Raw genomic sequence first — 23273 nt, 5'->3', positions numbered from 1 at the left:
CGCCAGGATTCGGATTATCCTGACGCCTCTTTTGCTTGCACCCTCGATGGGCCTGTGTTTCAGGCCCGACGATTACTCGCCGGCTACGCTATCGAGATAAGCCTTGTCGGAAATATTGGTCCACTGGCGAACCTGTTTCAGATAGCCGCGCTGTGAATTGATGATTTCACGGGCCAGTTCGTCTTTCTCGGCTTCCTGCTCCAGCAACTTGTTGGTTGCCGCACGCAGGGCTTCAATGACTTCCGGCGGGAAGACCTTGTGGGTCACGTCCGGGTATTCTTCCTTCATGTTCGCCCAGGCCACGCCGCTCTCGTGCGTGCTCTGGATGTACATGTCATAGGCAGCCGTACGCATGGCCACTCTCAGGATCTCCTGAAGGTCAGCAGGCAGTTTATTCCAGGTCTTCTGGTTGACCAGGAACTGCACCTCAGCGCCGGGCTCCTGCCAGCCGGAGTAGTAGTACTTGGCGATCTGATGGAAGCCCATAGGGAAATCCAGTGCCGGACCCACCCATTCCAGAGCATCAATGGTGTTACGTTCCAGCGCGGTGTACAGCTCTCCCGGCGGCAGGTTGGTGACTGCAACGCCCAGTTCGGACATCACTTCGCCGGCAAAACCCGGAGTCCGCATCTTCAGGCCCTTGAGGTCATCAACCGATTCGATTTCCTTGCGGAACCAGCCACCCATCTGGTTGCCGGTATTACCGCCGGGGAACGACAGCAGACCAAATGGCTCGTACACCTTCTGCATCAGTTCCATGCCGTCACCGTAGTAGAACCAGGCGTACTGCTCTGGCGCAGTCATGCCGAAAGGCACGGTGGTGAAGTACATGGCGTTCGGGATCGTACCCTTATAGTAATAAGAGGCGGTATGGCCCATGTCATACTGGCCGTTACGCACCATGTCGAAAATACCGAAAGGCGCCTTGTGCTTGTTGGAAGCATCAATACGAATCTTAAGGCGGCCGTTGGACATGGTCTCTGCCATGTCGGCCATATGCTGTACGGTTTCACCGAGAATCGGTGAATTGGGTCCCCAGGTCTGCGCAAGCCGCAGAGTAAAGTTTTCTTCAGCAAGGCTGAGCGAACTGGCAGAAAACGCCAATACCGCTACCGCCATTCTGAACAGACGAGTCATCATTGTTGGCACCACTTGTTGGTCTGTTATTAAGTCTTGCGTTCATTAAAGCGTCACAATAGTAGCTTGCGATAAATCTCAAGCCAAGAGTCGCCGGCAGCACCTTTTCCGGATTACAGCCGGCTATCGTCCTCAGACCTTGAATTGGGCCACCAACCCTCTCAGGGTTTCTCCCAGCCGGGCCAGTTCCTGGCTCGCTTCATTCGTCTGGGTTACCCCTGTGTCGCTACGCTGGGCAGCATCAACGATACGTACCACGTTCTGATTAATCTCTTCCGCCACCTGGCTTTGCTGCTCGGCAGCTGTCGCAATCTGGGTCACCTGATCATGAATCTGCCCGACAGATTGCTCGATGGTCCCCAGAGCACTGGTCGCATGGTTGATACGTTCCACAGTTTCTGAAGACCGATCACGGGACTGGTTCATACGCTCAACCGCAGCCCTGGACTCAGTAACAAAGCCCCCAATCATCTCGCGGATCTGGTCTGCAGATTCGGCACTGCGTTTGGCTAACTGCCGGACTTCATCAGCGACCACCGAGAAGCCCCGACCATGTTCTCCTGCCCGGGCTGCTTCGATCGCAGCATTGAGCGCCAACAGGTTGGTCTGCTCGGTTACCGCGTGAATCACGTCCAGAACCTGTTGGATATCATTGGATTTCTCAGCCAGGGCATCGATGCTGTTGGCACTGTCCTGGATTTCTTCTGATAGTTTGTTTACCGCCGCCTGGGCACCGGTAATGGTTTCACCGCCATCCCGGGCTACCCGGTCCGCATCTGACGCGGCGCTTTCCACTTCGTTGGCATTCCCCGAAATCTGCTGGATAGTGGCCGCCATTTCGTTGATCGCCGAGGCGATCTGATCCGTTTCCGAGCCCTGTTCCTGTACCGACGCCCGGGTTTCGTTAGCAACCCGACTCAGCTCCTCGGCCGCTGAAGCTACCTGATCGGTGGTCGCCCCCACTTCGCGAATGGTGTTCTGGATCTTGATCACAAACGCATTGAAGCGGCGCCCCAGTTCAGATAGTTCATCAGAACCATCTTCCGGCAGTCGGTGGCGCAGATCACCCTCACCGGCCGCAATCTCCTGCATCATATCGCTGACATTTCTCAGGGGTTTAGTGACGGTGCGGCCCACAAACGCCCCGATAAGCAGCGAGACGACGACTACCATGGCTGTCACCGCAAGAACAAAGCCGAGGGTCGATGCGGTCTGGGCCTCAATGTCTTCCCGTGCAGCAGCTACCTGCGTCTTGATATCAGTGACATAGACCCCGGCTCCGATCATCCAGTCCCAACCGGGAATTGTCGTGGAATAAGACACCTTGGGCTCTTCGTTGCCGGACGCCGGGTTCATCCAGTCGTAGGCGAAATACCCGTTGGAGCCAGCCGCGTCAAACAGGCTACCGACCAGTTTGCGAAGCACCGGATTGGTCGTAGGCCCTTCTTTGGAAGGGTCCGGCGCGTATGCCAGGTTGTAGACATCGCGGGTATAGGCAAACACATAGTTGGACTTATCAAAACGAATCGAGCGGATGCGGGACGCTGCTTCAGCTTTCGCCTCTGTTTCAGACAATGCAGGGTCCGCTTTGGCTTCCAGAACCACAGCTTTGGCAGCTTCAACCAGGTTCTTCAGTCCGGTTTTACGCGCCTCCAGCAGGCTGTTTTCGAGCCGCTCCAGTTCTGCCTCGCCATTGGCCTGAATCTGACTGATGGTTATCCAGGCAACCGTTGCAGCCGTAATCAGGACCGGTACCAATACGGCAAACAGCAGCCGGGTGCGTATTCGAAGACGAGACAGGAAGTTCATGGTGCAGAGCCCTCAAAAATCTTTGTTATGGTTTAGTTGTTCGAGCATTATCCATAGACAATCAGAACGAGCTGTTCCAGTTTGTAAAAGGGCGCACATGGATGCTCATTCCTTTAATGGCCAGCCCTGGCAGGAAATTGTCATGAATTCTTAATATTCATGCAGATAGCCTATCGGCAGCCCTGCCAGTTCCTTGAGCATAAACTACGACTAAAGTACCAGTACCAAGGCTGCCCCATGAAACACCTGTTCCTGATACGCCACGCAAAATCCAGTTGGACAGATGAGCAACTGAGCGATAAAGAACGCCCCCTGAACCCAAGGGGACTGAGTCAGCTGCTCCCTTTCCGAAGAGCGCTCGCGCAAGCCGGGGCGTTCGATGGCCCGGTCTATGCCAGCGACGCCACCCGGGCTCAGGAAACGCTGGAAGGGATACTGCCCGAGCCTCTCCGCCCTGGTCAGGTCACAACCTGTCCGGAACTCTATACGTTTAACTGGCGTAAACTGGCGCACTGGCTACAGCACCTCGATAATGGAGACTGCGTAGCGATTGTCGGCCACAACCCGGCCCTGCTGGAGTTGGCTGGCTGGTTACTGAAACATCCACCGGCACACCTGCCAACAGCAAGCCTTATCCACATCAGACTTTCCATCAAACACTGGGATCAGCTGGCCCGGCACACCGGCAAGCTGGAAACCTTCCTCACGCCGGCAGAATACAGTTATGGCCACTTCGCCCGGAAACGGAAAAAGCCGGCAAACGACAGCGATATTCCCTCGTCACTCCTCGAACAAACGGCCCTGATCCAACAACTGCAACCCGGCGTTGTACAAGGGCTTGATGACGAATTCCTGCACCAGTACCGGGTCGCAATTCGCCGGAGCCGGGCTATCGCGGAGTCCCTGCAGGAGGTGACCGGGGACAAACTGCTGGCGCGCTCGATTCTGCAGCTCAAGCGGCATGCCAATGCAACCAGCCACTTGAGAGACCTTCATGTTTTTCTCTCGGATCTTCCCGAACTCTGCCAGGAGGACTCACAAACCCGACAGACACTGGTTGCTTATCTTTCCCGGCGAGCCGGAAAAGAACACAAAAAGCTGGTTAAACGTCTGTCGAGTAAACGCTACCTGGACAGTATTGCGGTCTGGGAAGGCTTCATCGAGAGCCGTAATTTCCGCAAGCTGGCCTCAAAGCTGTCATCTGCCAGTATTTGCAAAGCTGTGACGCGCAGAGGCAGAGAGTTCAACAGGCGAACAGCCGAACTGACTCATCTGTCACCGGATGAAGACATCCACAGCCTCAGAAAGCGCCTGAAGCGCCTTCGCTACCTGATGGAACTGGCACCATCCCACTGGAAAAAGCCGCTGAAGGGGATAAAAGCGCGCCAGGATCGCTATGGCCGCTTCCAGGATCTGTGCGTACAGATCAAACTGGTTGAAGAGTTTATGGCCGGGGAAGCAGGAGCATCGGACGCCAACCTGCTGCCAGTCCATTCAGCCCTGTCAGCGAAAAAGGCCCTTTCAAGAACCGAAATCCTGGCTCTGGGCAGCCTTGACTGTACGCCAGACACCAAAATGGAATAAGCTTATACAAATTAATCAAAGGGGAGGCCTCATGAAAACAGCTCACGATCTCGTCGAAGCCGCCAAACAAGAGATTCGGGAAGTGTCCCTGAATCAGGCCGAGGAAGCGATCAGCCAGGCCGACCTGCTACTGGATGTGCGGGATGGAGACGAGTACCGCACCGGCCACATACCCGGCGCAATCAACATCTCCCGTGGAATGCTGGAGTTCAAATTCACCAACGACCCGGCTTTTGAGAACCGGGACATGAGCATCGTTTGCTACTGCAAGACCTCCGGGCGCGCAGCACTGAGCGCTAAAGCCCTGAAGGAAATGGGTTACATGCACGTACAGTCCATTGCAGGCGGTTTCGACGCCTGGCAGGAAGCCGGCAAGCCCGTCCATAAACCCGAGCTGCCTTCGTTCGAGTAACCCGTCAGAGGCAGCATGCCTTGTACTTTCTGCCACTCCCACAGGGACAAGGCTCGTTTCTGCCCGGCTTGAGCATGCCTTCGCTGGTATCACCACTCAGGTAGTACCAGCGGTCTTTTTCTCTACAGAAACCGGATTTTTCTTCCAGAAAACCCCAGCCATCCCCCGCACGATATATCGCACGGAAATGGACCCAGCCCTGATCACCCTGATGCCCGCTACCCATGACCTTGAGCGCAACCCAGTCAGGAGAGCCTTCCAGATCCAGTCCGGCAGGGCGGGTGCTCTCATGCCAGGTATCCCGCAGATAGTGTGTCAGTTTGAGTACAAAGGCAGTGTACCGTGACCGCATCAGTGCTTCCGGGGTAGGTGCGGGCTTACCCTGATGGAAAACCTCGCAGCATTCGCGGTATGGTCTACCGCTGCCACATGGACAGGGTTTGTGTTTGGATTCCGGTATCATGGATCGCCATCTGTAGTTGTTGTGCTCTTGAGCGCAGTTTATCAGCATCCAGCCGTCTACGCCCCGCCCTCCCTTTTCTCAGACCTGATGGTGCCTTTTGACAGACGTTTCTCTTTTACAGATCTTGCTGGCCAACCTCGCGATTCTTGCCGGCGCCTGCCTTCAGGGCGTTGCAGGCTATGGCATCGGTACGCTATCAGCGCCGCTTCTGTTTCTCATCAGCCCTCTTTTGCTGCCTGGCCCCCTGGTACTCAACGCCATCCTGCTTACAGTTTTGATGCTGATCCGTAACCGCGGCGCGCTAAGACTCACAGAGGTACGTTTCGCTGTCGGAGGCGGTGTTGCGGGTGCGATACTGGCTGCCATTACATTGTTACTGGTTTCGACCAAGGGATTCGAACTGATGTTCGGAGGGCTGATTCTTGCCGGGGTGGTACTCAGCATCGGTGGACTCAAGCCCGCGCTCAACCCTCGTAACAGCATGATTGCCGGCGCTGCATCCACATACATGGGCACCATTACTGCCGTCGGCGGGCCGCCTATTGCCATGATCTACCAGAACGAAAAGGGCCCCCTCGTACGTGCCAACATGTCTGCATTTTTCCTGGTCGCCAGCATGTTCAGCCTCCTCGCCCTGATCGCCTCGGGCTATCTGGGACTCAGGGAGCTGAAGTTATTCGCCGTCACCTTCCCGGGCGTGTTTGTTGGTTTCTGGTTGTCCGGAAGACTGGTTCACCACATCCCCCTGGAGGGTCTCCGCCCGATCATACTGGGCATCGCTGCCGTCGCCGGCACCGCTGCACTGATCCGGGGTTTTATGACACTTTGACGTCGGTAAAACCCGGATATGCCACCAAAATCCGGTTTTTACTCTGTCGGGACTGCTATACTGATCATAAAATGACCGAGAGAATACCAACACCAATGAACTCCGGCATCATTACCCGTGATGTTCCCACCGCAAGCGCAGACGACAGCCCCCCGGTTCACACGGACCCAGAGGGGCTGACAGCCATTCTGGATAACCTTGACGCCCTGGTGTATGTCTCCACGTTCGACACCTACGAACTGCTCTACATGAACGCGTTTGGACGCAACATCTGGGGTAGTTATGAGGGACGAAAGTGCTGGAGCGTTTTGCAAAACGGAGACGGCCCCTGCAGTTTCTGCTCGAACCACCTGCTTCTTGACCATGACGGCACCCCCAAACCACCACACGTCTGGGAGTTCCAGAACACCGTAGATCAGCGCTGGTACCAGTGCAGGGACCAGGCCATTCGCTGGACAGATGGCCGTCTGGTTCGGATGGAAATCGCCACAGATATTACCGACCGCAAGAACATGGAACTTGCACTTCAGGCGGCCCGAAAAAAAGCCGAGGCCACAGCCCTGAAGGATGATCTGACCCGGATAAACAACCGACGCGCTTTTTTCCAGTTTGGCCAGCAGCTGCTACACCAGGCAAAAAGAAGCCAGTCTCCGCTGGCCATCATCATGTTCGATCTGGATCACTTCAAATTGATCAATGACGGGTTTGGCCATGAAGCCGGCGATGCCGTACTCAGGCATGTGGGACAACTGCTACGGGATAAAGGACGGGATTCGGACATTGCCGCCCGGGTCGGAGGCGAGGAATTTGCCATCCTGCTGCCGGATGCCGACGCCGACCATGCTATCGAGATGGCTCATCGTTTTTCCTCACTGTTCCGCGAAAGCCCGATCCATTACCGGGACCAGGAAATCAGAATCAGTGCGAGTTTTGGCATTGCTCTGCTCGAGCCTCAGGACAGCCGTCTTGAGAAAATACTGTCGCGGGCCGACGAAGCGATGTACCAATCGAAGAACAACGGGCGAGATCAGATCCACCTGTACCCCGCCCGAAAAGTCTAGCGCCGGGACATCTTGGTGACCGCCATAGTCAACCGTGAAATGCAGGTTGTTTTGCCTTCTTCATTTTCGAGACGAATTTCCCAGACCTGGGTCGCGCTGCCGATGTGAACGGCCTTGGCCGTTCCATAAACCCAACCTTTGCTCACCGGGCGGATATGGTTGGCGTTGATATCCAGACCAACAGCAACGGTGTCCGGATCCTTAAGGCAGCAGTTTGCCGCCATACTGCCCAGAGTTTCCGCCAGTACCACCGATGCGCCGCCATGAAGAATGCCAAATGGCTGTACGGTACGCTCGTCCACTGGCATACGCCCCTTGACGTAATCATCGCCGATCTCCAGATACTCGATCCCCATATGAGATACAGCTGTGTTTCGGCTCGCTTCAGCAAGTTGGTCCAGTTGGGGGGTACGGGTCCATATGGCCATAGGGTTTACCTTAATAGATGGTTTGCTCACTAATTTTTTTACGGTCTGGAAAGTCTATAACCTTGTGAGCCAAACCACCACAGTCGCCTCATGGTAAAACCTGTCTCCGCTATCGCCCGGTCTGTTCGAGATACTTCAGAACCAGGTTCTCGTGAATACCCTCCATCTCTACGAGCTTAAGCGCCGCCCGTATATCATCGGCGTAGGTCAGCACCGGGGAGTTTTTGGCCACCGCGATATACGATCGCGCCTTCCAGGACACCGATCCGCTTGCCTTTCAGATCCGAGTATCGATTGATCCGGTTGGACTCATCCAGATAAAAGAACAGGCGCCGCTCCGGAGGAAAGGCAGGAGCCACAAATTCCATCAGGCTTTCCCGATCAGGCGTCCTGAGCGGGCCCAGCATGATATCCACTTCCCCCATCTGCATCATTCGAAGCACACGACGAAACGGCGCCTCCCGGTACAGAACCTCCCAGCCCAGCCGCTCGGCAACCTGCTCAAAAATGTCCAGATAGAGACCTGTCTGTTTTCCGCCTTCAAGGATACGGTAAGGCGGTGCATGATTTGCCCCGACCGTAACGGTCAGCGGAGCAACCGTTTCGGTACCCTGCTGCCCGAATACAGGCAACGCCAGCAGCGTGCACAGGAGCATAGTAATGAGTCGCGTGAGGCCAGTTGAATGCTTCATGCAGCCAGCCTCACACAGTTTCTGCCTTCATTTTTGGCCACATACAAGGCCCCATCTGCACGCTGAAGCATATTCTGAGATTTATCCCCTGGCTGGAAAACCGCCACACCGACACTGATCGTCACATCGACGGGTATGGTGAAACGATAGGTCTCCACACCCTTGCGAATCCGCTCCGCCACCGCATGAGCGCTGTCCAGGTTGGTTTCCGGCAGCAATATCAGAAACTCCTCACCCCCCCATCGGCCAGCAATTTCCGACTCCCGGATACCCCCCCCCACAATGGCCGCCACCTCCTCAAGTACCGCATCGCCACCCGTGTGACCAAACCGGTCGTTAATCGATTTGAAAAAATCGAGATCGAAAATAATCACAGAAAATGTGGAACCGTAGCGTTCACATCGTGCCACTTCCTGCTCCATAAAGCTTTCGAGCTTATGCCGGTTATACAGTCCCGTCAGCTGGTCGTGCACGGCCTGGAACGTCAGCGTACGAACCAGTTTCTGCCTCATAAGCACGTTGCTCAGTAACTGGACCATCAGCCGGATATTGGCCAGGTGCTCGGGCTGCCAGGTAGCCGCCATGGCGGTCTTGACCATCCCCAGAACGCCAATCAACCGATCTCCCTGATAGACGCCTTTCAGCAGCAGGGAACGGCTATCCCCCAATGCAAGGTGTTCGGCAAAACATTCCAGCATTGGGGGGAGGGGGTTGTGACCATCAAAAATCTGCAGCCGGGAAACCGTGAGAAGAGCATCCAGGCTGACCGGAATCACCGGCAAAGGATTAATTACCTGCTCCCGAAGCGGGGGAAGTCCCTCAACCGCCCATTCATTAACGAGATTCAGCTCCTGGGAAACGTCATCCACCCGGCACAGAAACACCCGGTCAGCCCTGAAATAACGCCCCAGGCTTGCACAAATACCTTCCAGCCCTTCTTCGACCGCGTCGGGCTCAATGGTCAGCAATTCTGTACTGATTCGTCGTACGGCCTGCTCCGATACCACCATCTGCTCCAGCTCAAGCCGCGAGCGATGGCGTTCAATGGCCAAGCTGGCCAGAAAGATCGGCCCGGTCAATGCGTCCACATCCTCATCGGAAGGCAACCAGGGATCATCATGATAGATATCAAAGGTCCCGAGTACTTCGCCGCCCCGCCCGACAATCGGCTCGGACCAGCAGGCTTGAATTCCCGCCTCTTTCAGTACCTGCCTCCGGGAATGCCAGTGTTCATCCGTCAACATATTTTCCGTGATAACCCGCGTTCTGGTAAAAGCCGCGGTGCCCGGCGCCCCCTCGCCGTAGCGCACGGGCATATCTTCCAGGGCCTGACGGAAGGCGGCAGGGAACAGACTACCTCCGCCCCAACGTAACCGGCCCTGGCCACTGTCACGCAGCATCACAACGTAACGACCGCCCGGCATAGAGGCCTCTGCAACACGGACCACCCGCTCCAGTGTTTCCTGCAATGAACGATCACCGGCCATCGAAGCCATGACCTGCTGATGCAGTTTTTCCTGATGCTCGGCCCGCTTCCTGGCGGTGATATTCACCCCGGAAAACATGATGGCCCGGTTCGATTTGTAGGTCAGAAACGAAAAGGAGCAATCCAGCCATACTTCATGGTCCTGAGATCGGCCGACACGCCACTCAAACGATTTCATGCCCGCGGGAGAGGCTTCTGCAAGCGCTTTTTCGAAATCCAGGAGGCTGTAGGGTGCCGGGCCCCAGGCATCAGGGTTATGGAGTACGTTATCCGTCATTTCCTGCGGAGTTCGAACACCAAAGGCCTCCAAAGCGGTGGCATTGGCATACAGAACGGATGATGATTGCTTATCCAGCAAGAAAACAGCAATGCGAGACTGATCGAAGAGGGTCTTGAGTTCCCGGTTGGCGTTACGCAGGCTACGGGAACTGGTTCCAGCCTCGAACGACAACAGGTCCACCGACCGTTTTAGTCTGCGGACATACAGAACAAGCGCTCCAAGCGCCACTGCCAGGCCTATCGCCAGATAGGGAAGCGCCACGAACAGCGCCCGCTGGCCTGTATCCCACCAGTTATCTCCAAGACCTGTCAGCATAGGCCTGTTCCCTGAATGTAGGGGGTCAGCTCCCTACCACCTCAATATTCTCGATGAGTTGGCTGCCGCTTTGACTCGCTTCCTGAATCTCGACTTGCATGCCCCCGATTTTCAGTCCAAGAGCCTGGGCAAGCGGATCAACCAATAACTCCATCAGGGGACTTACAGCCAATCCCACCCCTTGAAGCAAGGGTGAGATTACAGGGTCTAGCAATGGCGCCAAATCCAATCCCGCAACACTGGCCTCATCCAAACTCAGTTCGACTGACAATCCAGACAAACCACCACCCGATACGGCGGCGGTCATAGGGCATACCTCACCCTCTGGACAGTATAGCTCGAAGTCCTCAACTGTCTCGGTATCCGGCGTTGCGTCCTCAACCGATACATCGAGATCGGCCTGCAGATCCAACACTGAAGGGAGGAGAGGGATTATTGTCAGAAGATCGACTGTCACACCGATACTTCCATCGGTGCTGAACTCGCCCTCATCACTACTATCAGAACTGTCTCCGGACCCGATACTAGCCACCTGAGGGCTCAGGTTTACCAGAAAATCTACGCTATTCGTTGTTCCCCGTGCACAGTCAGCACCCTGAAGAGCTCCTGTACCCCCCCCCAGCTTTACGACCAATGGTAAAGTCACCGTCGCCCTCGCCAGAAAGGGAACGTTAACCTCCGCATCGGCCATCACTCTGATGCTGACGTCGGCCTCATCAAAGGCCGTCATCCATTCGCCATTCTCATCCTGCCTGGCAGGTCCTATGGCGACAGATGGCGCATTTTCTACAAATATATCGACCGTAATCGTGTCCGGATCAATCAAGCCCGGAGGCAAGGCCGCCCCAAGGCCAAGAGGCAAGGTAGACAGGTCTACTTCAACCCTGTCAGCACTGGACTCAAGTATGTTCAGGGCAATACTGATCAAAAGGTCGTATGCCCGAACCTGTGCACTATCGGGAACCTGAGCACCTTCAAGCACAGATAGCACTTCACTCACACTGATACTGGTCGCATTTCCCAATAACGCATCGGCGACCTCACCAACAGGCGACGTAGCGCCAGCAAGGGCAACTATAGCAGCGGCGAGATCATCGGCAGTGCTGTTCAACAGCGCATCTTCAAGTGAACCAACACCGAGGGCACCCAGCAAATCGCCGACTGAGAACAGCGTATCGCCAAGGCTGTCGAAGTCCGTAATATTCAGTGACGGTTCTTGCGTGATGCCTTCGAGCAGGACCCCCAGCAATCCTTCGTCCACCGTCGCTGTTGAACCTGCAGCACTGATCGACGCAATCACTTCCTTCCGGGCAGCCGCGTTTACGTCAAGCGTGACATCCCCCAGCATGCCGGACGGCAGCAAACGGGAAATGGGCTCATCGCGACTCAAGCTGACCCGTGTTGCATTGGATTGGGCAATATCCGACACTGCCCTGAACACAAGTGTATTCGGATCACTGGCCGAAGGCTCCACGACACCCGGCTGGATGACCAGCTCCGAGGCATCACCTTCAAAGCCCTGGGCCTGCGCGGCCGCCAGTGCCCGGCCAGTCATGTTAGCCAACGAGATGTTCTCGCCGCCACACGCCTGTGACGCATCCGCTGCCGCAGTCGCCGCCGCGTTGACCTGGCTTTGCATATCCGCTCGCAGGGAAAACAGTCGGGCACCATCCAGGGCAAGGGCTGTGAACAATACAACAGCGGTGATCACCACAGGAGTGATCACCATGAGTGCGCCGGACTGCCTCTTGAGTGTCATCGTCAGTTACCGAGAGTGTCTTCAGTCATCTGGTCAGGAACCGGCCTGCGAAACGTTTCTGCAATTCTCGCCTGACTGTCGACATACAATTCAAGCGCCAGCTCACCTTTCTCGGGTGCAGGAGATCGGGCCTGCTGAGCGAGTTTTTCCTGAACCTTCGAGCTATGAGGTGCTTCGACAGGCTCAATCACGCCGGAGCTGAAACCGGAGTCATAAGCGTCTGCCGCCATCGCGGGTGCCGCCCCGGTGAGCACTGCGGTAAAAAGGATGTAGTACCGGTTCATTGGGATCTCCTCATCTTTTCCGCGGTTGCCTTGGCGTGCGCCACCTCTTCGCTGGTCAGGCCGTAACGTTCTACCATCCATCTCAGCCCCGACGCGTCGCCGTCGAGAATGTATGCCATAGCCAGATTCTGACGGGCACTGCCTTCGCCATTAGCCAGCTCGAAGGCGGTTCTCAATTCGTAAATAGCGGTCGCTCTCTCATTCGCCTGCAATAAAGCATAGCCGTAATCGTTGCGAACCTTGCTCGACATGGGCGCTTTCATCCGTGCGACCGCCAGGTGCTCAATGCCGTCAGCCATGCGTCCCTGCCGCATGGATACCAACCCAAGGCCATGATGGCTGCTTGCCGAGTCGCACTGCTTAACAAGGGCTTCGAACAGCTCACGGGCATTAAGCACCTGCCCGGTCAGCACATACAGCTGGCCTCGTCTCAACCAGTGCTGCTCGGTCCCGAGTTGGTCGCTTTCCAGCTGGGCCAGGGCAGCGTATATCTGGCCCTGCTCGATTTTTTCATCAATAGCATCGAGCTGCAGCCTCTCCTCAGGCTGCACCGTGGTCCGGCAACTGACCATAAGTGGAGGCTCTTCATCGTAGGACACCATTTTCGGGGGACCACTGGATGCGCAGCCCGCCAACAGTATCGATGCCAGTACCCCGGCCATGGGGCGGATTAAACTGGACATTTGCTTGGTCGATCCTTGTCGCAACTTGGTATCGCTCCTGTCTGGTTTCATGGTTAATCAACTACCCAACGATTCGGCAATAGACAGCACCGCAGGGCCGCCTATCAGTATGAACAGAGCCGGCAGCATGAAGACCATCATGACAATGGTCATCTTGGCCCCGATCCGGTTAGTGTCTTCCTTCAGGCGGCTACGTTCATTCTGATGCGCTTCGTGAATGATCTGGTCGAGGCTCGCAGACACGCCGGAGCCCAGACTACCGCTCTGCTTCATCAGGTTGACGTAATTTCTGAGCACCTGAATCTGCCGGTTTTTCCCAAGCTCATCCAGAGCCTCGGTTCGCTCGGCACCGCTTTCCATCACCCGATTAAAACGGTCGAGACGAACACACAAGTGGGGCATGACCGGGCGCGCCTGCAACGCAATCAGACGGATAGCACGTTCGATCGAAAGACCGGCTTCCATCAGCATCCGGGTCATGTGGCACAGTTCGATCGCCTCAATATTCTGTTGCTTTTCCGCCGTTGCCCCCATTCCCCGGATGACCCGTCTTGGCAGGACAAACAGCACCCCGGCAATCAGTAGGCCTCCCAAGGCGCCAGCAATAAAAAACCCGGCAACAATACCCATCAACGGAATGAGCCAGCACATGATCAGATAAATCATTTGTGCCTGAGTCTGGCTGCGGCCAGTGGCATCGAGTGCCCGTTCGATCTCCTCATAATCCCCCCGGGTCACACTGTGGCCCGCAAATCGCTCGGCAAACAGGGTTAACCAGGATTTTCCTTCTTCACCATCACCCTGCACCGTATTCAGCAGTCGATCACGAATCCGTACCCGCAAAAACCAGCGGGGGGCATGGTAGAGAGCCATCCAGATCGAGGCTAACGCAAGTATTGCGGGCACAAACCACCATAATTCACGCACGCCCCACCCCCTGAATCATCCGCCAGATCACCGCTATCCCCAGCAACTGCAGGACACCCGCCGTGATCAACAGGTTGTGCCCTGTTTCGGTATTAACAAGAATGTCGGAATACTGCTCATTGGTGAGCACCATGAACGCAGCAAGTCCCGGAGGCAAAACAGCAAAGGTAGCAGCAGTAAACCGGGTCTCCGCGGTAGCCGCCAGGAACTCGCGCCGCAGCTCCTGCTGAGAGCGTAGAGACGCTGCAACCTGTTCGAGCACCGGCCGTATCGAAGAACCAAAGCGGGATGATGTTCTTAACGCCAGGGCCACCAGAATGAGTGCTGGTGTGTTGTAGAGTTTTGCGAAGTCATCAAAGAGCCCGGTGTACTCCCGACCTGACTCCACCGCATTGCGCAGACGGAACACCAGGGGTTGGAAAACCGGGCTCGATTCATCAAAGCCCACCACCAGCGAATGCTCCAGGGACCGCCCGGCATTCATGTTACGAAGCGCTGAATCAATAATTCCCGGCAGCTCTTCATGGATGATGCGTCGCTGCCGCTGGAACCGCACACGCCACCAGACGACGGCCCCGATCACAAGGAAAAAAACTGTCACCGCGAGTTCCACAAACCCCCGGGTTACAAACAGGATTGCCAGTGCGGCAATCACGATCGTCAACAGCAGCAGCATCCGGTTCGGAGTAATGGACAGATCAGCCCGGATGAGGAACGTTTCCAACGGCCCCAGATCCACCCTCGCCCCACCAAGAACCATGCTTTCTTCAGCAGGAAACAGCCGGGTACGGGTTGCCTTTTCGATGGCTCGCACACCGGCTCTGCGCACCCAGATCCACTGCCCCATCAGCAGCACCAACGTGAGCGCAGCGACAATCGCGGAAGCGGCAAAGAGGGTATGAGCCTGCATCAGATGCCTTCCCCCAGAACAGACTCAGCTTCATCCATGACCTCGCGATCCGCACGATAGAGGCTTTCCATCGCGTATGCGTCCTCGGAGTCGTGGCGCATGGCGACCACCTCGCTGACCAGACGGCGGCCGGTGGGCAAGCGCGTCAGCTGAACGATCACATCCAGCGACGAGCCAATCAAACGGCCTACCGCCCGCTCACTGGCGTCATACCCGTTCACCGCCAGCAACGTCTCGATACGCACCAGCGCATCCTTGGCGGTATTAGCGTGAATGGTACTCATGGAGCCTTCGTGGCCGGTGTTCATCGCCTGCAGCAGCTCGATAATCTCGCCGGCCCGCACCTCACCCAGGATAATCCGGTCAGGACGCATCCGCAGTGAGTTGATCACCAGTTCCCGCGCGGTAATCCGACCGCTGCCCTCTGCGTTGGCCGGCCTGGTTTCAAGACGAACGATATGGGGATGATTGAGCTGAAGCTCGGCCGAGTCCTCAATGGTTACGACCCGCTCTTCCCGGGGAATGTACTGGCTAAGCAGGTTCAGAATGGTCGTTTTACCGGTACCGGTACCGCCACTGACCAGGATATTCCGGCGGCCCTGAACCAGGCTGATGAGCAAGTCGAGACATTCTGCGGTCATCGATCCACTGTTCACCAGATCCTGGGCACTGAGATGCTTCTGGGTAAACTTCCGGATACTGATTGAGGGGCCATCCAGAGCGATAGGCGGAATAATGGCATTAACACGGGAGCCATCCGGTAAACGTGCATCCACCATTGGCGAGGATTCATCCAGCCGTCGCCCAAGCGGTGCCAGAATCCGGCGAATAATACGCAGCACGTGATCGTCATCAATGAACCGGGTGTTGGCCCTTTGCAAAACACCCGCCACCTCGACAAACACATCTTGCGGCCCGTTCACCAGAATATCGTTAACGACATCGTCCGACAGCAGAGGTTCCAGGGGGCCAAAGCCCGCTACTTCATCCACAATTTCCCGCGTGAGATCGGCCAGGTTCTGAGCGGACAGAGGAATCCGATTCTGGGCAACAAAGTTCGAGACATTGGTCTGCACGAACGTGGTCAGCATGTCATTAGTGACGTTGGTGACCTCGACACCCTCTTCGTCCAGGCGCTCCACCAGATAGTAGTGGACTCGCTTTTTCAGATCCTGATATTCCTGATCGGTTCTGCTCGCCATAACTTATCTCTTAGCCCTGTTTTCCGTGACTGATGTCAGGCCACGTCCTGGATGCGATCCGCTTCGTAACGCTTGAGCACTTTCAGAAGTTCCCGCTGATAATTCGAGCGGCCTGGCACCTGATGCAGGGGAATGCCGGCATTGATCGCGCTCAGACGGTTGGTCCAGTCGAGGGGCAGTGCACCCAGGGCCTTGATACCCACAGCACGCTCCAGCTCAGCCATGGACGGCACACCCCTTCCGCCCTCAAAGCCATCCAGCAGGAAGCTCTGGGCGCAACTCGATGGCAGACATTCCTGCCAGGAATCGAGCCGCCGCCGCGCCTCGTGAGCCTGTTCCACAACCGGGTGAATCAGCATCACCAGGTCCCGCGCATTGAGACCCACCGTATTCACCCAGAAGTCCGCAACAGCAGGATCAACATTGACGATGATGCGATCAAACAGGCTGGCCAACTGCCTCATGACGATGAAGAGATCCGTATTCAACTCCTCGCCTTCACTCAGCGTCGGCAACTGACCGGACAGGAATCTCAGATTGGGTAAATACTCCTCCAGCGCCGTTTCGATGAGGGAAGCATCCAGCGAATCCGGATTCCGCAGCAGGTTCTCCAGGGTCAGCCGGTTATTGCTGTCCAGGTAGAATGCGTGTCGATCATCCGCCATCGTGTCCAGCCCGAGTACCCGGGCTTCCGGATGATAGTAATTCGTTGCGAAGGTCAGGTTCTGGGCGAAAAACCGGGTATCCACCACCGGACTGGCACTGGTAACAAGTACAATCTTGTCTTCATGAACCGATTCAGACCGTTGACGCACTGACGACGTCCCGGACCGGAACTCAATGATCCGGCGGCGCAGTTCCTCGCCGTCGCTGCTGGCCACAAAGCAGTCCCGGGCTCCCGCCCGCATGCTCTGGAGCAGAAAATCCTGAGCTACCCGGCGAACGACGCTGACAACCACCAGGTCTTCATCGGCCTTGGTGAGCGCCGAAATAATCCGCAGCGCTTTGCCGGGGTCGTTTTCATCCGCACTGACCATCACCACACCGGTGCCGGTCGCAGACACCAGGCGTGTTATCCGGGACAGATCGGAAGAGCCAACGAACTCAACCGGCCACGCTCCCTGGAGACTCCGCTCAAGCCAGGTTCGGATACCAATATCGTCAGAGACACAAACCAGTATTTCTTCTGTGGACATAGGCTCACCAACTGAATCCGTATTTGATCGGGCGCGTTCCCGGCTCAGTACCTACCGCCATATCAATAAACCGGGTACTACCCTGTTCATAATCCTTGGCAATCGCACTCAGGTCACGGCCAGACTGCTTGCTGGGGCTGACAATATGAGGCGTGACGACCATGATCAGCTCTCGGTCTTCACTGGAAATGCGGTCCGAGCGGAACAAAGCGCCAAGCACTGGCAGGCTGCCGAGCCCCGGGATGCGGTCACTGTTATTGATGGTGTTCCGGCTAACCAGGCCGCTGATAATGAAGGTCTCGCCGGGGCCCATGGATACGGTGGTTTCTGTACGCCGGACCCGAAGTCCCGGAACCGTCACGCCGCCAGAGGACACGCCGGATGTAAAATCCAGGTCACTGACCTCCGGAGCGACTTTCAGAATGATCTGGTCTTCATTCACAACGGTGGGGGTCAGGCTCAGGCTGACCCCGAATTTCTTGTATTCGATTTCTATGCCATCCGTCCCGCTGTCGATGGGAATCGGAAACTCACCGCCGGAGAGGAACGTCGCGCTCTGGCCACTCAATGACACCAGCGAAGGCTCAGCCAGGGTATAGGCGAAGCCGCCGGATTCCAGGGCATTGATCACCGCAAGGGAGCTACTGCCAAAGCGGAAGAAATTAAAACCGGTGGCTGCCCCGAGCGCTGGCGAAATGGCATCCGGAGCCGCGAATGACGCCCCGAACGTACCGCCATCAAACAGCTTTTCGTAATACACTCCGAGTTGATTCAGCTCGCTTCGGTTAACTTCGACAATCCGGATATCGGTCTGCACCTGCATACCAAAAGGCAGGGAGTTGCCCCGGGTCGCGGCTACGATGACCGGTGCCTGAATCGGCTCTTTGCTGCTTTTTGTCCAGACCGATAGAATGGCTGTACCTTCACCCCGGGCTGTCACCAATATTTCCCGCTCGTCCGAAACAGAGACCGCGGCAACGTCGGGGTTGGAGATAGCAACCCGTTTCAGGGCCTCATCAAACGCAAACACCTCCTGCTCACCGGCACCCAGGGCAACCGGCTCATCCGTCAGCGTATTGGCAGAAATCATTCGCGATGTTGCCAACAACGCAAACATCACCAGCGTCCATGGGGATATTCTCAGCCTGTTAGTTGACATACACCTTCCTCGATTGAGCACCTTCATACACTTCCACCTGGGGTTTCGGCGGTGGGGCAGCCACTTGTTTCGGCGCGGGCGGTTTTGGGAAGAGGTCTTTCAGGTAGACCGGCTTTTCTTTCTCATCCTTGCCATCTTCAGCGGATGCCACAAGTTCCGGAGTCGCGTCATCGGCAACCATACTGGAAGCAGCAAGCCTGAGGTCTCCCTCGGCGGATGCGAGCAATAAGCGGGGGGCAACATCAACAGGGACTGAAAGAACAACCGTTGCGTTGCGACGCTGATCGTTACCCTCCAGAGACTCACCCTGATGGGGAACCCCCCGCACTGCAAGCACAAGAATGTTTGTCAACAGGCGCATGGCCGCAGGTTCATCCTGGTCAGACTTGCGAAATACGGCGGTTACATCCACCCGGTCTCCCGGGCGGAGCAAACCGCCAACGCCGGAAAGATCATCCACGGCAATCGCCATGGCCTGGAAGCCCGGCTCTACCATTTGTTCCAGCAGGCTTTCGTTACGGAGGTGATTGGCACTCAGGATCTGCCCCGCAGCCAGACCGGTTTTAACCGGCTCGCCCATGGGCACTTCAGAGGCAAGTATGGCATCGGCGACAGGTTTGTCCGAGGTAACCGGTAAAAACGCCTCTTCCGATAACACCGTACCCGGGGTGATGGATTCAATGGCTACCAGGTACTCGTACGCCGGATCAGGCTCCGGCTGCACCGGATCCGACACCGACGCCGGCACCACGGACTGTACAGTCTCCTGATTACGGGTCAGAAACCCAAGCGCAGCCAAAGCCAGCGCCACCAGTGCCAGAACGATAGCCGGCAGCGCGTACACGAGTCGCTTGTTCATTACTCATCCTTGTTCTGAGTCGCACGAAATCGCTGATCATTATTATTCGGCGTCAGTAGGCTACCGACGCCGTTGCACTGATTTGTGAAGGCATTGGCGGGAATTCGCCAAGGAACCCGAAACTCAGCCTGGGCAGAAGAGGATAATCCGCGTTGTTGCGAACAAACGTGCATTGCAACATGTTGCTTCCGCTCGACACGTCACATCCGGCCTCCAGCCCAGACTCAGCAGCGATGGCTGGCAGGGCGGCCTCGGCTGCAGCTTTGAATGGGTTGTTCGACTCGCTGATGTTCTCAACCTCCGTTCGATCAACCCTCAATGCAGCCTGTACCGCCTGATCTACAACTTTCTGCATCTCATAGCGTTCGAAAAACACCACGCCATAACTGGCGGAGGCGTACAGAATTCCGACTACAAACGGAAACAGCAGCAAAAACTCCAATGCTACCGCCCCTTGAGATTGCCTTAACGTCATAGATCTCACCTTCACCCCTTACGCAGCCGGGGCCTGATCAGCAGCAGAGTCAAACAAACCTTCGAACATGGACTGGATCTTGGCCTGAACAGTATCGTTGTTCAAAGCCACACCCAGGATGACGATCAGAATGGCGGCAAGCACCAAGTATTCCAGCGCCGAAGCACCCGCCTGCTTCCCACCAATACGGCTTGAACGGCACTGCAAATTAACCATTATCAATTGCGCGATATGAATAATCGTTTTAATAAACATGGCATCTCTCCCTTATGCGTATAACCACGTACTTTCACTGTAGACAGTTATCGGCAGTTCTTCTGCCTTTTTTAGCGACGTTTTTGTAACGGATGGTCAATGTGAATTACCGTTGTCAATCATTTCCCTGCATACTTTTGCAGACAGGATCACGCGTCAGCGGCATATTCCTTCTCAACATTAGCAAATAACACTCATCACTTTAGATGGCACAAAAGAACGAATTGTCTGTCATTTTTGACAGTCGAAAGATCTATGCCGGGACGAAAGCTGCTTTTAAAACAGCCACATAAAAACACAGAAAGACAGGCGACATTCATAGAGAGGCACAACACCGATGAGCCAGTACAATTCAGCGTTAACACAGGTCTTCACGGAGATTGTTGCTACTACATTACCGTCCACCATCGTTACATTCGGCAACGTGGCCAATGCGGCCGCTGAGGCGGCATCACACGCCTCCGACGCCACCCGTAAGCACATTCACATCAGCAACGAAGACAGCGTCCCGGACAATCCAGAAGGATTCAGCACCGGCCTGGCCCTGCTGTCGTCACCGATTGACCAGCTTCCCCCCGAACAAAGCAGCCAACTGATTGGCACGCTCCGGAATCTGGGCACCCGTCACATTGCCGTTGCTCTGGGCCAGGACGCCCGCCTCTGCTTCAGGGATCTCATCGCCCTGGGCTTTCGTCGCCATGCCGTGATCGAAACTGATAACGGCGCACTCACGCTCTACACCTACAATCTGGATACTTACAATCACAAACGGGCCTGGAACAATGCTAAACACTGGGCCAATCCGGAAATGTGGGGGAAAGCATGGTGGTGACCAACTCGTCTTCAGGAAAACTCAAGCCCAGCAGCATTCGCATCGGAACACGATACCGGGCCAACCGCCTCAACGGTCCGTACGATGCCATTGTCATCGGCTCAGGTATCGGCGGGCTGACTACCGCCGCGTGTCTGTCAAAGGCCGGCAAGAAAGTACTGGTACTGGAGCAGCACTACACTGCAGGTGGCTACACCCACAGCTATGCCCGTAACGGCTATGAATGGGACGTAGGCGTACACTACATCGGCGACATGGGCTCCCCCCACACGCTGGGAAGACGCCTGTTCGATTACATTACCGATGGCAAGCTGGAATGGGCGCCAATGGACGAGAACTACGACCGTTTCTTTCTCGGGGACAAGGTCGTGAACCTGCGGGCTGGCAAGGAAGGCCTCAGAATATCGCTGCTCAACAGCTTTCCGGAAGAACAGGAAGCCATAGACCGCTACATCAAACTCCTCGGGGATGTGGCAGACGGCATGCAGTGGTACACCCTGTCCAAACTCAGTCCCGGAATGCTCAGCCCACTGGTGGAGAAGGGGCTCGACTTCACCCTCCCCGACTGTTTCAACCGCACAACCTGGGACGTTCTCAGCGATCTGACAGACAACGAAGAACTGATCGGCGCCATTACCGGCCAATGGGGCGATTGCGGGGTAACGCCAAAGCAGTCCAGCTTCATGGTGCACGCGCTGATTGCCAAGCATTACCTGTACGGCGGATTTTACCCGGTGGGCGGAGCCTCAGAGATCGCCAAAACCATCATCCCGGTGATCCAGGCATCCGGCGGGGAAGTGTTTACCTATGCAGACGTCACCGACATTCTCTTAGAGAAAGGGCGGGCAAGCGGTGTCCGCATGGCCGATGGCGAAGAAGTCCGATCACCACTGGTGATCAGCAATGCCGGGGTTATCAATACCTTCGAACACCTGTTGCCGGAAGAGGTCGCGAGCAGGGTCGGTTACCAGGGCAAGCGAGAACACATCACGCCCTCCATGCCTCACATCGGCCTCTACATCGGATTGAAAGGTACACCGGAGGAGTTGGGCTTACCCCGGACCAACTTCTGGATCTATCCGAGTGCAGACCACGACGGCAACGTCGAGCGTTTCCTGAAGCACCCTGATACCAGCCCACTCCCGGTTGTGTATATTTCGTTTCCTGCCGCTAAGGACCCGGATTATCAGAACCGCTGGCCAGGCACCTCCACCATCGAAATTGTGGCACCTACCACCTGGGAGCTGTTTGCTCCCTGGCAGGGAACCACCTGGGGAAAGCGTGGTGACGATTATGAAACCCTCAAAGCGCAGGTGACCGAGAGAATCCTCAACGTCATGTATGAAAAGCTGCCGCAACTGAAGGGCAAAGTGGACTATGTGGAAACCTCAACGCCGCTGTCCACCGCCTGGTTCTGCCGCTACGGCCGGGGCGAACTGTACGGGCTGGACCATACCCCTGAGCGCTTCGAACAGGACTGGCTGAAGCCGAAAACCGGCATTCCCGGTTTATACCTGACCGGCCAGGATATACTGACCTGCGGCGTGGTTGGAGCCATGATCGGAGGTCTGGTCACGACCCTGGCCATTCGTGGCTGGCGCGGGGCTGGCCTGGCACGACGTATCTTTATGGGATAACAGGCAATGCATGCGGGCCAGGGAATCATTAACGCCATTAGCGCAACCATCGCGGTACAATGCTGAAGAAGGCTGTAAAACGCTTCAAAACGGTAAAAAGGATCAAGTTATATGCCACTGTTCAGCCAGAAAAAGGCCGAATCACAACTCAGCGCCGAAGCAGAAAAGGTTCACCGCTCTGATCTTGAGGACCTCCTTGATCGCCAACGCGCCATTGAAGACAAAGTGAAAGGCAGCGGCAAGCTCAGGCGTTTCGGTGCCGATATCCGTCTGATGTTCTCGATGATCCGGGACTACTGGTACGGCAATTACCGCAGCGTGCCCTGGAAAACCATTGCCGCGGTTGCAGGAGCGCTGATTTACGTACTGAATCCGCTGGATGTCATTCCCGACCTGATCCTTGGCTTTGGTTTTCTGGACGACGCCAGTGTCGTGGCACTATGCTTGAAAGTGGTCGAGGCGGACCTGCATCGATACGCAGCATGGAAGGAACAAGACGAGGTACGCAGGAAGGCTGCTCATCCCGATTGATCAGATTCTGAACTACAGGTAGTCTTCCGAGCTCTGAATCACAGCCCAAACCACCCAGCATTCTTACC

Annotated in this window: 24 protein-coding genes; 7 read left to right on the top strand and 17 right to left on the bottom strand. The window is 56.1% G+C overall.

What is annotated here, in order from left to right; translation table 11 throughout:
- Window positions 1-72: 72 nt before the first annotated feature.
- Together FWJ25_RS09300 and FWJ25_RS09295 are read right to left on the bottom strand one after the other, a co-directional pair.
- Entirely contained in the window at window positions 73-1137 is a 1065-nt protein-coding gene (locus FWJ25_RS09300) for a TRAP transporter substrate-binding protein (RefSeq protein WP_149600083.1), read from the bottom strand.
- 132 nt (window positions 1138-1269) lie between these two features.
- Entirely contained in the window at window positions 1270-2946 is a 1677-nt protein-coding gene (locus tag FWJ25_RS09295) for a methyl-accepting chemotaxis protein (protein ID WP_149599982.1), read from the bottom strand.
- Window positions 2947-3183: 237 nt separating this feature from the next.
- Between FWJ25_RS09295 and FWJ25_RS09290 the strand changes: the two genes are divergently transcribed.
- Window positions 3184-4530: a CHAD domain-containing protein gene (locus FWJ25_RS09290; RefSeq protein WP_149599981.1), complete on the top strand. Its 1347-nt coding sequence runs from the start codon at window positions 3184-3186 to the stop codon at window positions 4528-4530.
- Window positions 4531-4561: 31 nt separating this feature from the next.
- Window positions 4562-4942: a rhodanese-like domain-containing protein gene (locus FWJ25_RS09285; RefSeq protein WP_149599980.1), complete on the top strand. Its 381-nt coding sequence runs from the start codon at window positions 4562-4564 to the stop codon at window positions 4940-4942.
- Between the two features lie 4 nt (window positions 4943-4946).
- Here FWJ25_RS09285 and FWJ25_RS09280 read toward each other — a convergent pair whose 3' ends face one another.
- On the bottom strand, window positions 4947-5405 hold the full coding sequence (locus tag FWJ25_RS09280) for a YchJ family protein (protein WP_149599979.1): 459 nt from the start codon (window positions 5403-5405) through the stop codon (window positions 4947-4949).
- A 97-nt stretch (window positions 5406-5502) separates the two neighbouring features.
- Here FWJ25_RS09280 and FWJ25_RS09275 point away from each other — a divergent pair, with 97 nt between their 5' ends.
- Window positions 5503-6234, top strand: coding sequence for a sulfite exporter TauE/SafE family protein (locus FWJ25_RS09275; protein ID WP_149599978.1), 732 nt, complete (start codon window positions 5503-5505; stop codon window positions 6232-6234).
- Window positions 6235-6305: 71 nt separating this feature from the next.
- The gene (locus FWJ25_RS09270) at window positions 6306-7295 is read left to right on the top strand and encodes a GGDEF domain-containing protein (RefSeq protein ID WP_246166732.1); all 990 of its coding nucleotides are present in this window, start codon (window positions 6306-6308) and stop codon (window positions 7293-7295) included.
- Here FWJ25_RS09270 and FWJ25_RS09265 read toward each other — a convergent pair.
- The 14 genes from FWJ25_RS09265 to FWJ25_RS09200 form a co-directional block, all read right to left on the bottom strand.
- Entirely contained in the window at window positions 7292-7723 is a 432-nt protein-coding gene (locus FWJ25_RS09265; protein WP_149599977.1) for a hotdog fold thioesterase, read from the bottom strand. The genes FWJ25_RS09270 and FWJ25_RS09265 overlap by 4 nt on opposite strands.
- Before the next feature lie 194 nt (window positions 7724-7917).
- Window positions 7918-8415, bottom strand: coding sequence for a transporter substrate-binding domain-containing protein (locus FWJ25_RS09260; protein WP_246166730.1), 498 nt, complete (start codon window positions 8413-8415; stop codon window positions 7918-7920).
- On the bottom strand, window positions 8412-10496 hold the full coding sequence (locus FWJ25_RS09255; RefSeq protein WP_149599976.1) for a sensor domain-containing diguanylate cyclase: 2085 nt from the start codon (window positions 10494-10496) through the stop codon (window positions 8412-8414). Before FWJ25_RS09255 ends, FWJ25_RS09260 begins: the two co-directional genes overlap by 4 nt.
- 25 nt (window positions 10497-10521) lie before the next feature.
- On the bottom strand, window positions 10522-12255 hold the full coding sequence (locus FWJ25_RS09250; protein WP_149599975.1) for a Tad domain-containing protein: 1734 nt from the start codon (window positions 12253-12255) through the stop codon (window positions 10522-10524).
- Between the two features lie 2 nt (window positions 12256-12257).
- Window positions 12258-12539, bottom strand: coding sequence for a hypothetical protein (locus FWJ25_RS09245; protein WP_149599974.1), 282 nt, complete (start codon window positions 12537-12539; stop codon window positions 12258-12260).
- On the bottom strand, window positions 12536-13222 hold the full coding sequence (locus tag FWJ25_RS09240) for a tetratricopeptide repeat protein (protein WP_149599973.1): 687 nt from the start codon (window positions 13220-13222) through the stop codon (window positions 12536-12538). The genes FWJ25_RS09245 and FWJ25_RS09240 overlap by 4 nt, the downstream gene beginning before the upstream one ends.
- A 57-nt stretch (window positions 13223-13279) precedes the next feature.
- A complete protein-coding gene (locus FWJ25_RS09235; RefSeq protein WP_149599972.1) occupies window positions 13280-14149 on the bottom strand; it encodes a type II secretion system F family protein in 870 nt (289 codons plus the stop codon).
- A complete protein-coding gene (locus FWJ25_RS09230) occupies window positions 14142-15059 on the bottom strand; it encodes a type II secretion system F family protein (RefSeq protein ID WP_149599971.1) in 918 nt (305 codons plus the stop codon). Before FWJ25_RS09230 ends, FWJ25_RS09235 begins: the two co-directional genes overlap by 8 nt.
- A complete protein-coding gene (locus FWJ25_RS09225) occupies window positions 15059-16261 on the bottom strand; it encodes a TadA family conjugal transfer-associated ATPase (protein ID WP_149599970.1) in 1203 nt (400 codons plus the stop codon). Before FWJ25_RS09225 ends, FWJ25_RS09230 begins: the two co-directional genes overlap by 1 nt.
- 35 nt (window positions 16262-16296) lie before the next feature.
- Entirely contained in the window at window positions 16297-17457 is a 1161-nt protein-coding gene (locus FWJ25_RS09220; RefSeq protein ID WP_149599969.1) for a CpaE/TadZ family protein, read from the bottom strand.
- Between the two features lie 4 nt (window positions 17458-17461).
- Window positions 17462-18616 (bottom strand): type II and III secretion system protein family protein, encoded by a 1155-nt coding sequence (locus FWJ25_RS09215; RefSeq protein WP_246166729.1) that lies wholly within the window; start codon window positions 18614-18616, stop codon window positions 17462-17464.
- A complete protein-coding gene (gene cpaB, locus FWJ25_RS09210) occupies window positions 18606-19475 on the bottom strand; it encodes a Flp pilus assembly protein CpaB (RefSeq protein ID WP_149599968.1) in 870 nt (289 codons plus the stop codon). The genes FWJ25_RS09215 and cpaB overlap by 11 nt, the downstream gene beginning before the upstream one ends.
- Before the next feature lie 52 nt (window positions 19476-19527).
- Window positions 19528-19950: a TadE/TadG family type IV pilus assembly protein gene (locus FWJ25_RS09205; RefSeq protein WP_149599967.1), complete on the bottom strand. Its 423-nt coding sequence runs from the start codon at window positions 19948-19950 to the stop codon at window positions 19528-19530.
- An 18-nt stretch (window positions 19951-19968) separates the two neighbouring features.
- Complete coding sequence (locus FWJ25_RS09200; RefSeq protein WP_149599966.1) at window positions 19969-20205, bottom strand: hypothetical protein; 237 nt, start codon at window positions 20203-20205, stop codon at window positions 19969-19971.
- 337 nt (window positions 20206-20542) lie between these two features.
- Here FWJ25_RS09200 and FWJ25_RS09195 point away from each other — a divergent pair, with 337 nt between their 5' ends.
- The 3 genes from FWJ25_RS09195 (at window position 20543) to FWJ25_RS09185 (ending at window position 23205) form a co-directional block, all read left to right on the top strand.
- Window positions 20543-21037: a DUF6231 family protein gene (locus FWJ25_RS09195; RefSeq protein ID WP_149599965.1), complete on the top strand. Its 495-nt coding sequence runs from the start codon at window positions 20543-20545 to the stop codon at window positions 21035-21037.
- The gene (locus tag FWJ25_RS09190) at window positions 21028-22674 is read left to right on the top strand and encodes a phytoene desaturase family protein (RefSeq protein ID WP_149599964.1); all 1647 of its coding nucleotides are present in this window, start codon (window positions 21028-21030) and stop codon (window positions 22672-22674) included. Before FWJ25_RS09195 ends, FWJ25_RS09190 begins: the two co-directional genes overlap by 10 nt.
- A 111-nt stretch (window positions 22675-22785) precedes the next feature.
- Window positions 22786-23205 carry a YkvA family protein gene (locus FWJ25_RS09185; protein ID WP_149599963.1) on the top strand — a complete coding sequence of 140 codons (420 nt, stop codon included), beginning with the start codon at window positions 22786-22788 and terminating at the stop codon, window positions 23203-23205.
- The last annotated feature ends 68 nt before the right edge of the window (window positions 23206-23273 follow it).

The sequence above is a fragment of the Marinobacter salinexigens genome, assembly GCF_008370345.1.
In the GTDB taxonomy this organism is placed as follows: Bacteria; Pseudomonadota; Gammaproteobacteria; order Pseudomonadales; family Oleiphilaceae; genus Marinobacter; species Marinobacter salinexigens.
Note: the sequence above shows the minus strand (reverse complement) of the source record. Positions and strands in the feature narration are given on the sequence as shown.

Excerpts from the sequence above, each read along its gene's own strand:
- FWJ25_RS09200 (WP_149599966.1), bottom strand. The coding sequence starts at position 20,205 with ATGTTTATTAAAACGATTATTCATATCGCGCAATTGATAATGGTTAAT.
- FWJ25_RS09225 (WP_149599970.1), bottom strand. The coding sequence starts at position 16,261 with ATGGCGAGCAGAACCGATCAGGAATATCAGGATCTGAAAAAGCGAGTC.
- FWJ25_RS09185 (WP_149599963.1), top strand. The coding sequence starts at position 22,786 with ATGCCACTGTTCAGCCAGAAAAAGGCCGAATCACAACTCAGCGCCGAA.
- FWJ25_RS09220 (WP_149599969.1), bottom strand. The coding sequence starts at position 17,457 with ATGTCCACAGAAGAAATACTGGTTTGTGTCTCTGACGATATTGGTATC.
- FWJ25_RS09195 (WP_149599965.1), top strand. The coding sequence starts at position 20,543 with ATGAGCCAGTACAATTCAGCGTTAACACAGGTCTTCACGGAGATTGTT.
- FWJ25_RS09250 (WP_149599975.1), bottom strand. The coding sequence starts at position 12,255 with ATGACACTCAAGAGGCAGTCCGGCGCACTCATGGTGATCACTCCTGTG.
- FWJ25_RS09260 (WP_246166730.1), bottom strand. The coding sequence starts at position 8,415 with ATGAAGCATTCAACTGGCCTCACGCGACTCATTACTATGCTCCTGTGC.
- FWJ25_RS09295 (WP_149599982.1), bottom strand. The coding sequence starts at position 2,946 with ATGAACTTCCTGTCTCGTCTTCGAATACGCACCCGGCTGCTGTTTGCC.
- FWJ25_RS09290 (WP_149599981.1), top strand. The coding sequence starts at position 3,184 with ATGAAACACCTGTTCCTGATACGCCACGCAAAATCCAGTTGGACAGAT.
- FWJ25_RS09265 (WP_149599977.1), bottom strand. The coding sequence starts at position 7,723 with ATGGCCATATGGACCCGTACCCCCCAACTGGACCAACTTGCTGAAGCG.
- cpaB (WP_149599968.1), bottom strand. The coding sequence starts at position 19,475 with ATGAACAAGCGACTCGTGTACGCGCTGCCGGCTATCGTTCTGGCACTG.
- FWJ25_RS09205 (WP_149599967.1), bottom strand. The coding sequence starts at position 19,950 with ATGACGTTAAGGCAATCTCAAGGGGCGGTAGCATTGGAGTTTTTGCTG.
- FWJ25_RS09255 (WP_149599976.1), bottom strand. The coding sequence starts at position 10,496 with ATGCTGACAGGTCTTGGAGATAACTGGTGGGATACAGGCCAGCGGGCG.
- FWJ25_RS09285 (WP_149599980.1), top strand. The coding sequence starts at position 4,562 with ATGAAAACAGCTCACGATCTCGTCGAAGCCGCCAAACAAGAGATTCGG.
- FWJ25_RS09280 (WP_149599979.1), bottom strand. The coding sequence starts at position 5,405 with ATGATACCGGAATCCAAACACAAACCCTGTCCATGTGGCAGCGGTAGA.
- FWJ25_RS09215 (WP_246166729.1), bottom strand. The coding sequence starts at position 18,616 with ATGTCAACTAACAGGCTGAGAATATCCCCATGGACGCTGGTGATGTTT.
- FWJ25_RS09240 (WP_149599973.1), bottom strand. The coding sequence starts at position 13,222 with ATGTCCAGTTTAATCCGCCCCATGGCCGGGGTACTGGCATCGATACTG.
- FWJ25_RS09270 (WP_246166732.1), top strand. The coding sequence starts at position 6,306 with ATGACCGAGAGAATACCAACACCAATGAACTCCGGCATCATTACCCGT.
- FWJ25_RS09190 (WP_149599964.1), top strand. The coding sequence starts at position 21,028 with ATGGTGGTGACCAACTCGTCTTCAGGAAAACTCAAGCCCAGCAGCATT.
- FWJ25_RS09245 (WP_149599974.1), bottom strand. The coding sequence starts at position 12,539 with ATGAACCGGTACTACATCCTTTTTACCGCAGTGCTCACCGGGGCGGCA.
- FWJ25_RS09300 (WP_149600083.1), bottom strand. The coding sequence starts at position 1,137 with ATGACTCGTCTGTTCAGAATGGCGGTAGCGGTATTGGCGTTTTCTGCC.
- FWJ25_RS09230 (WP_149599971.1), bottom strand. The coding sequence starts at position 15,059 with ATGCAGGCTCATACCCTCTTTGCCGCTTCCGCGATTGTCGCTGCGCTC.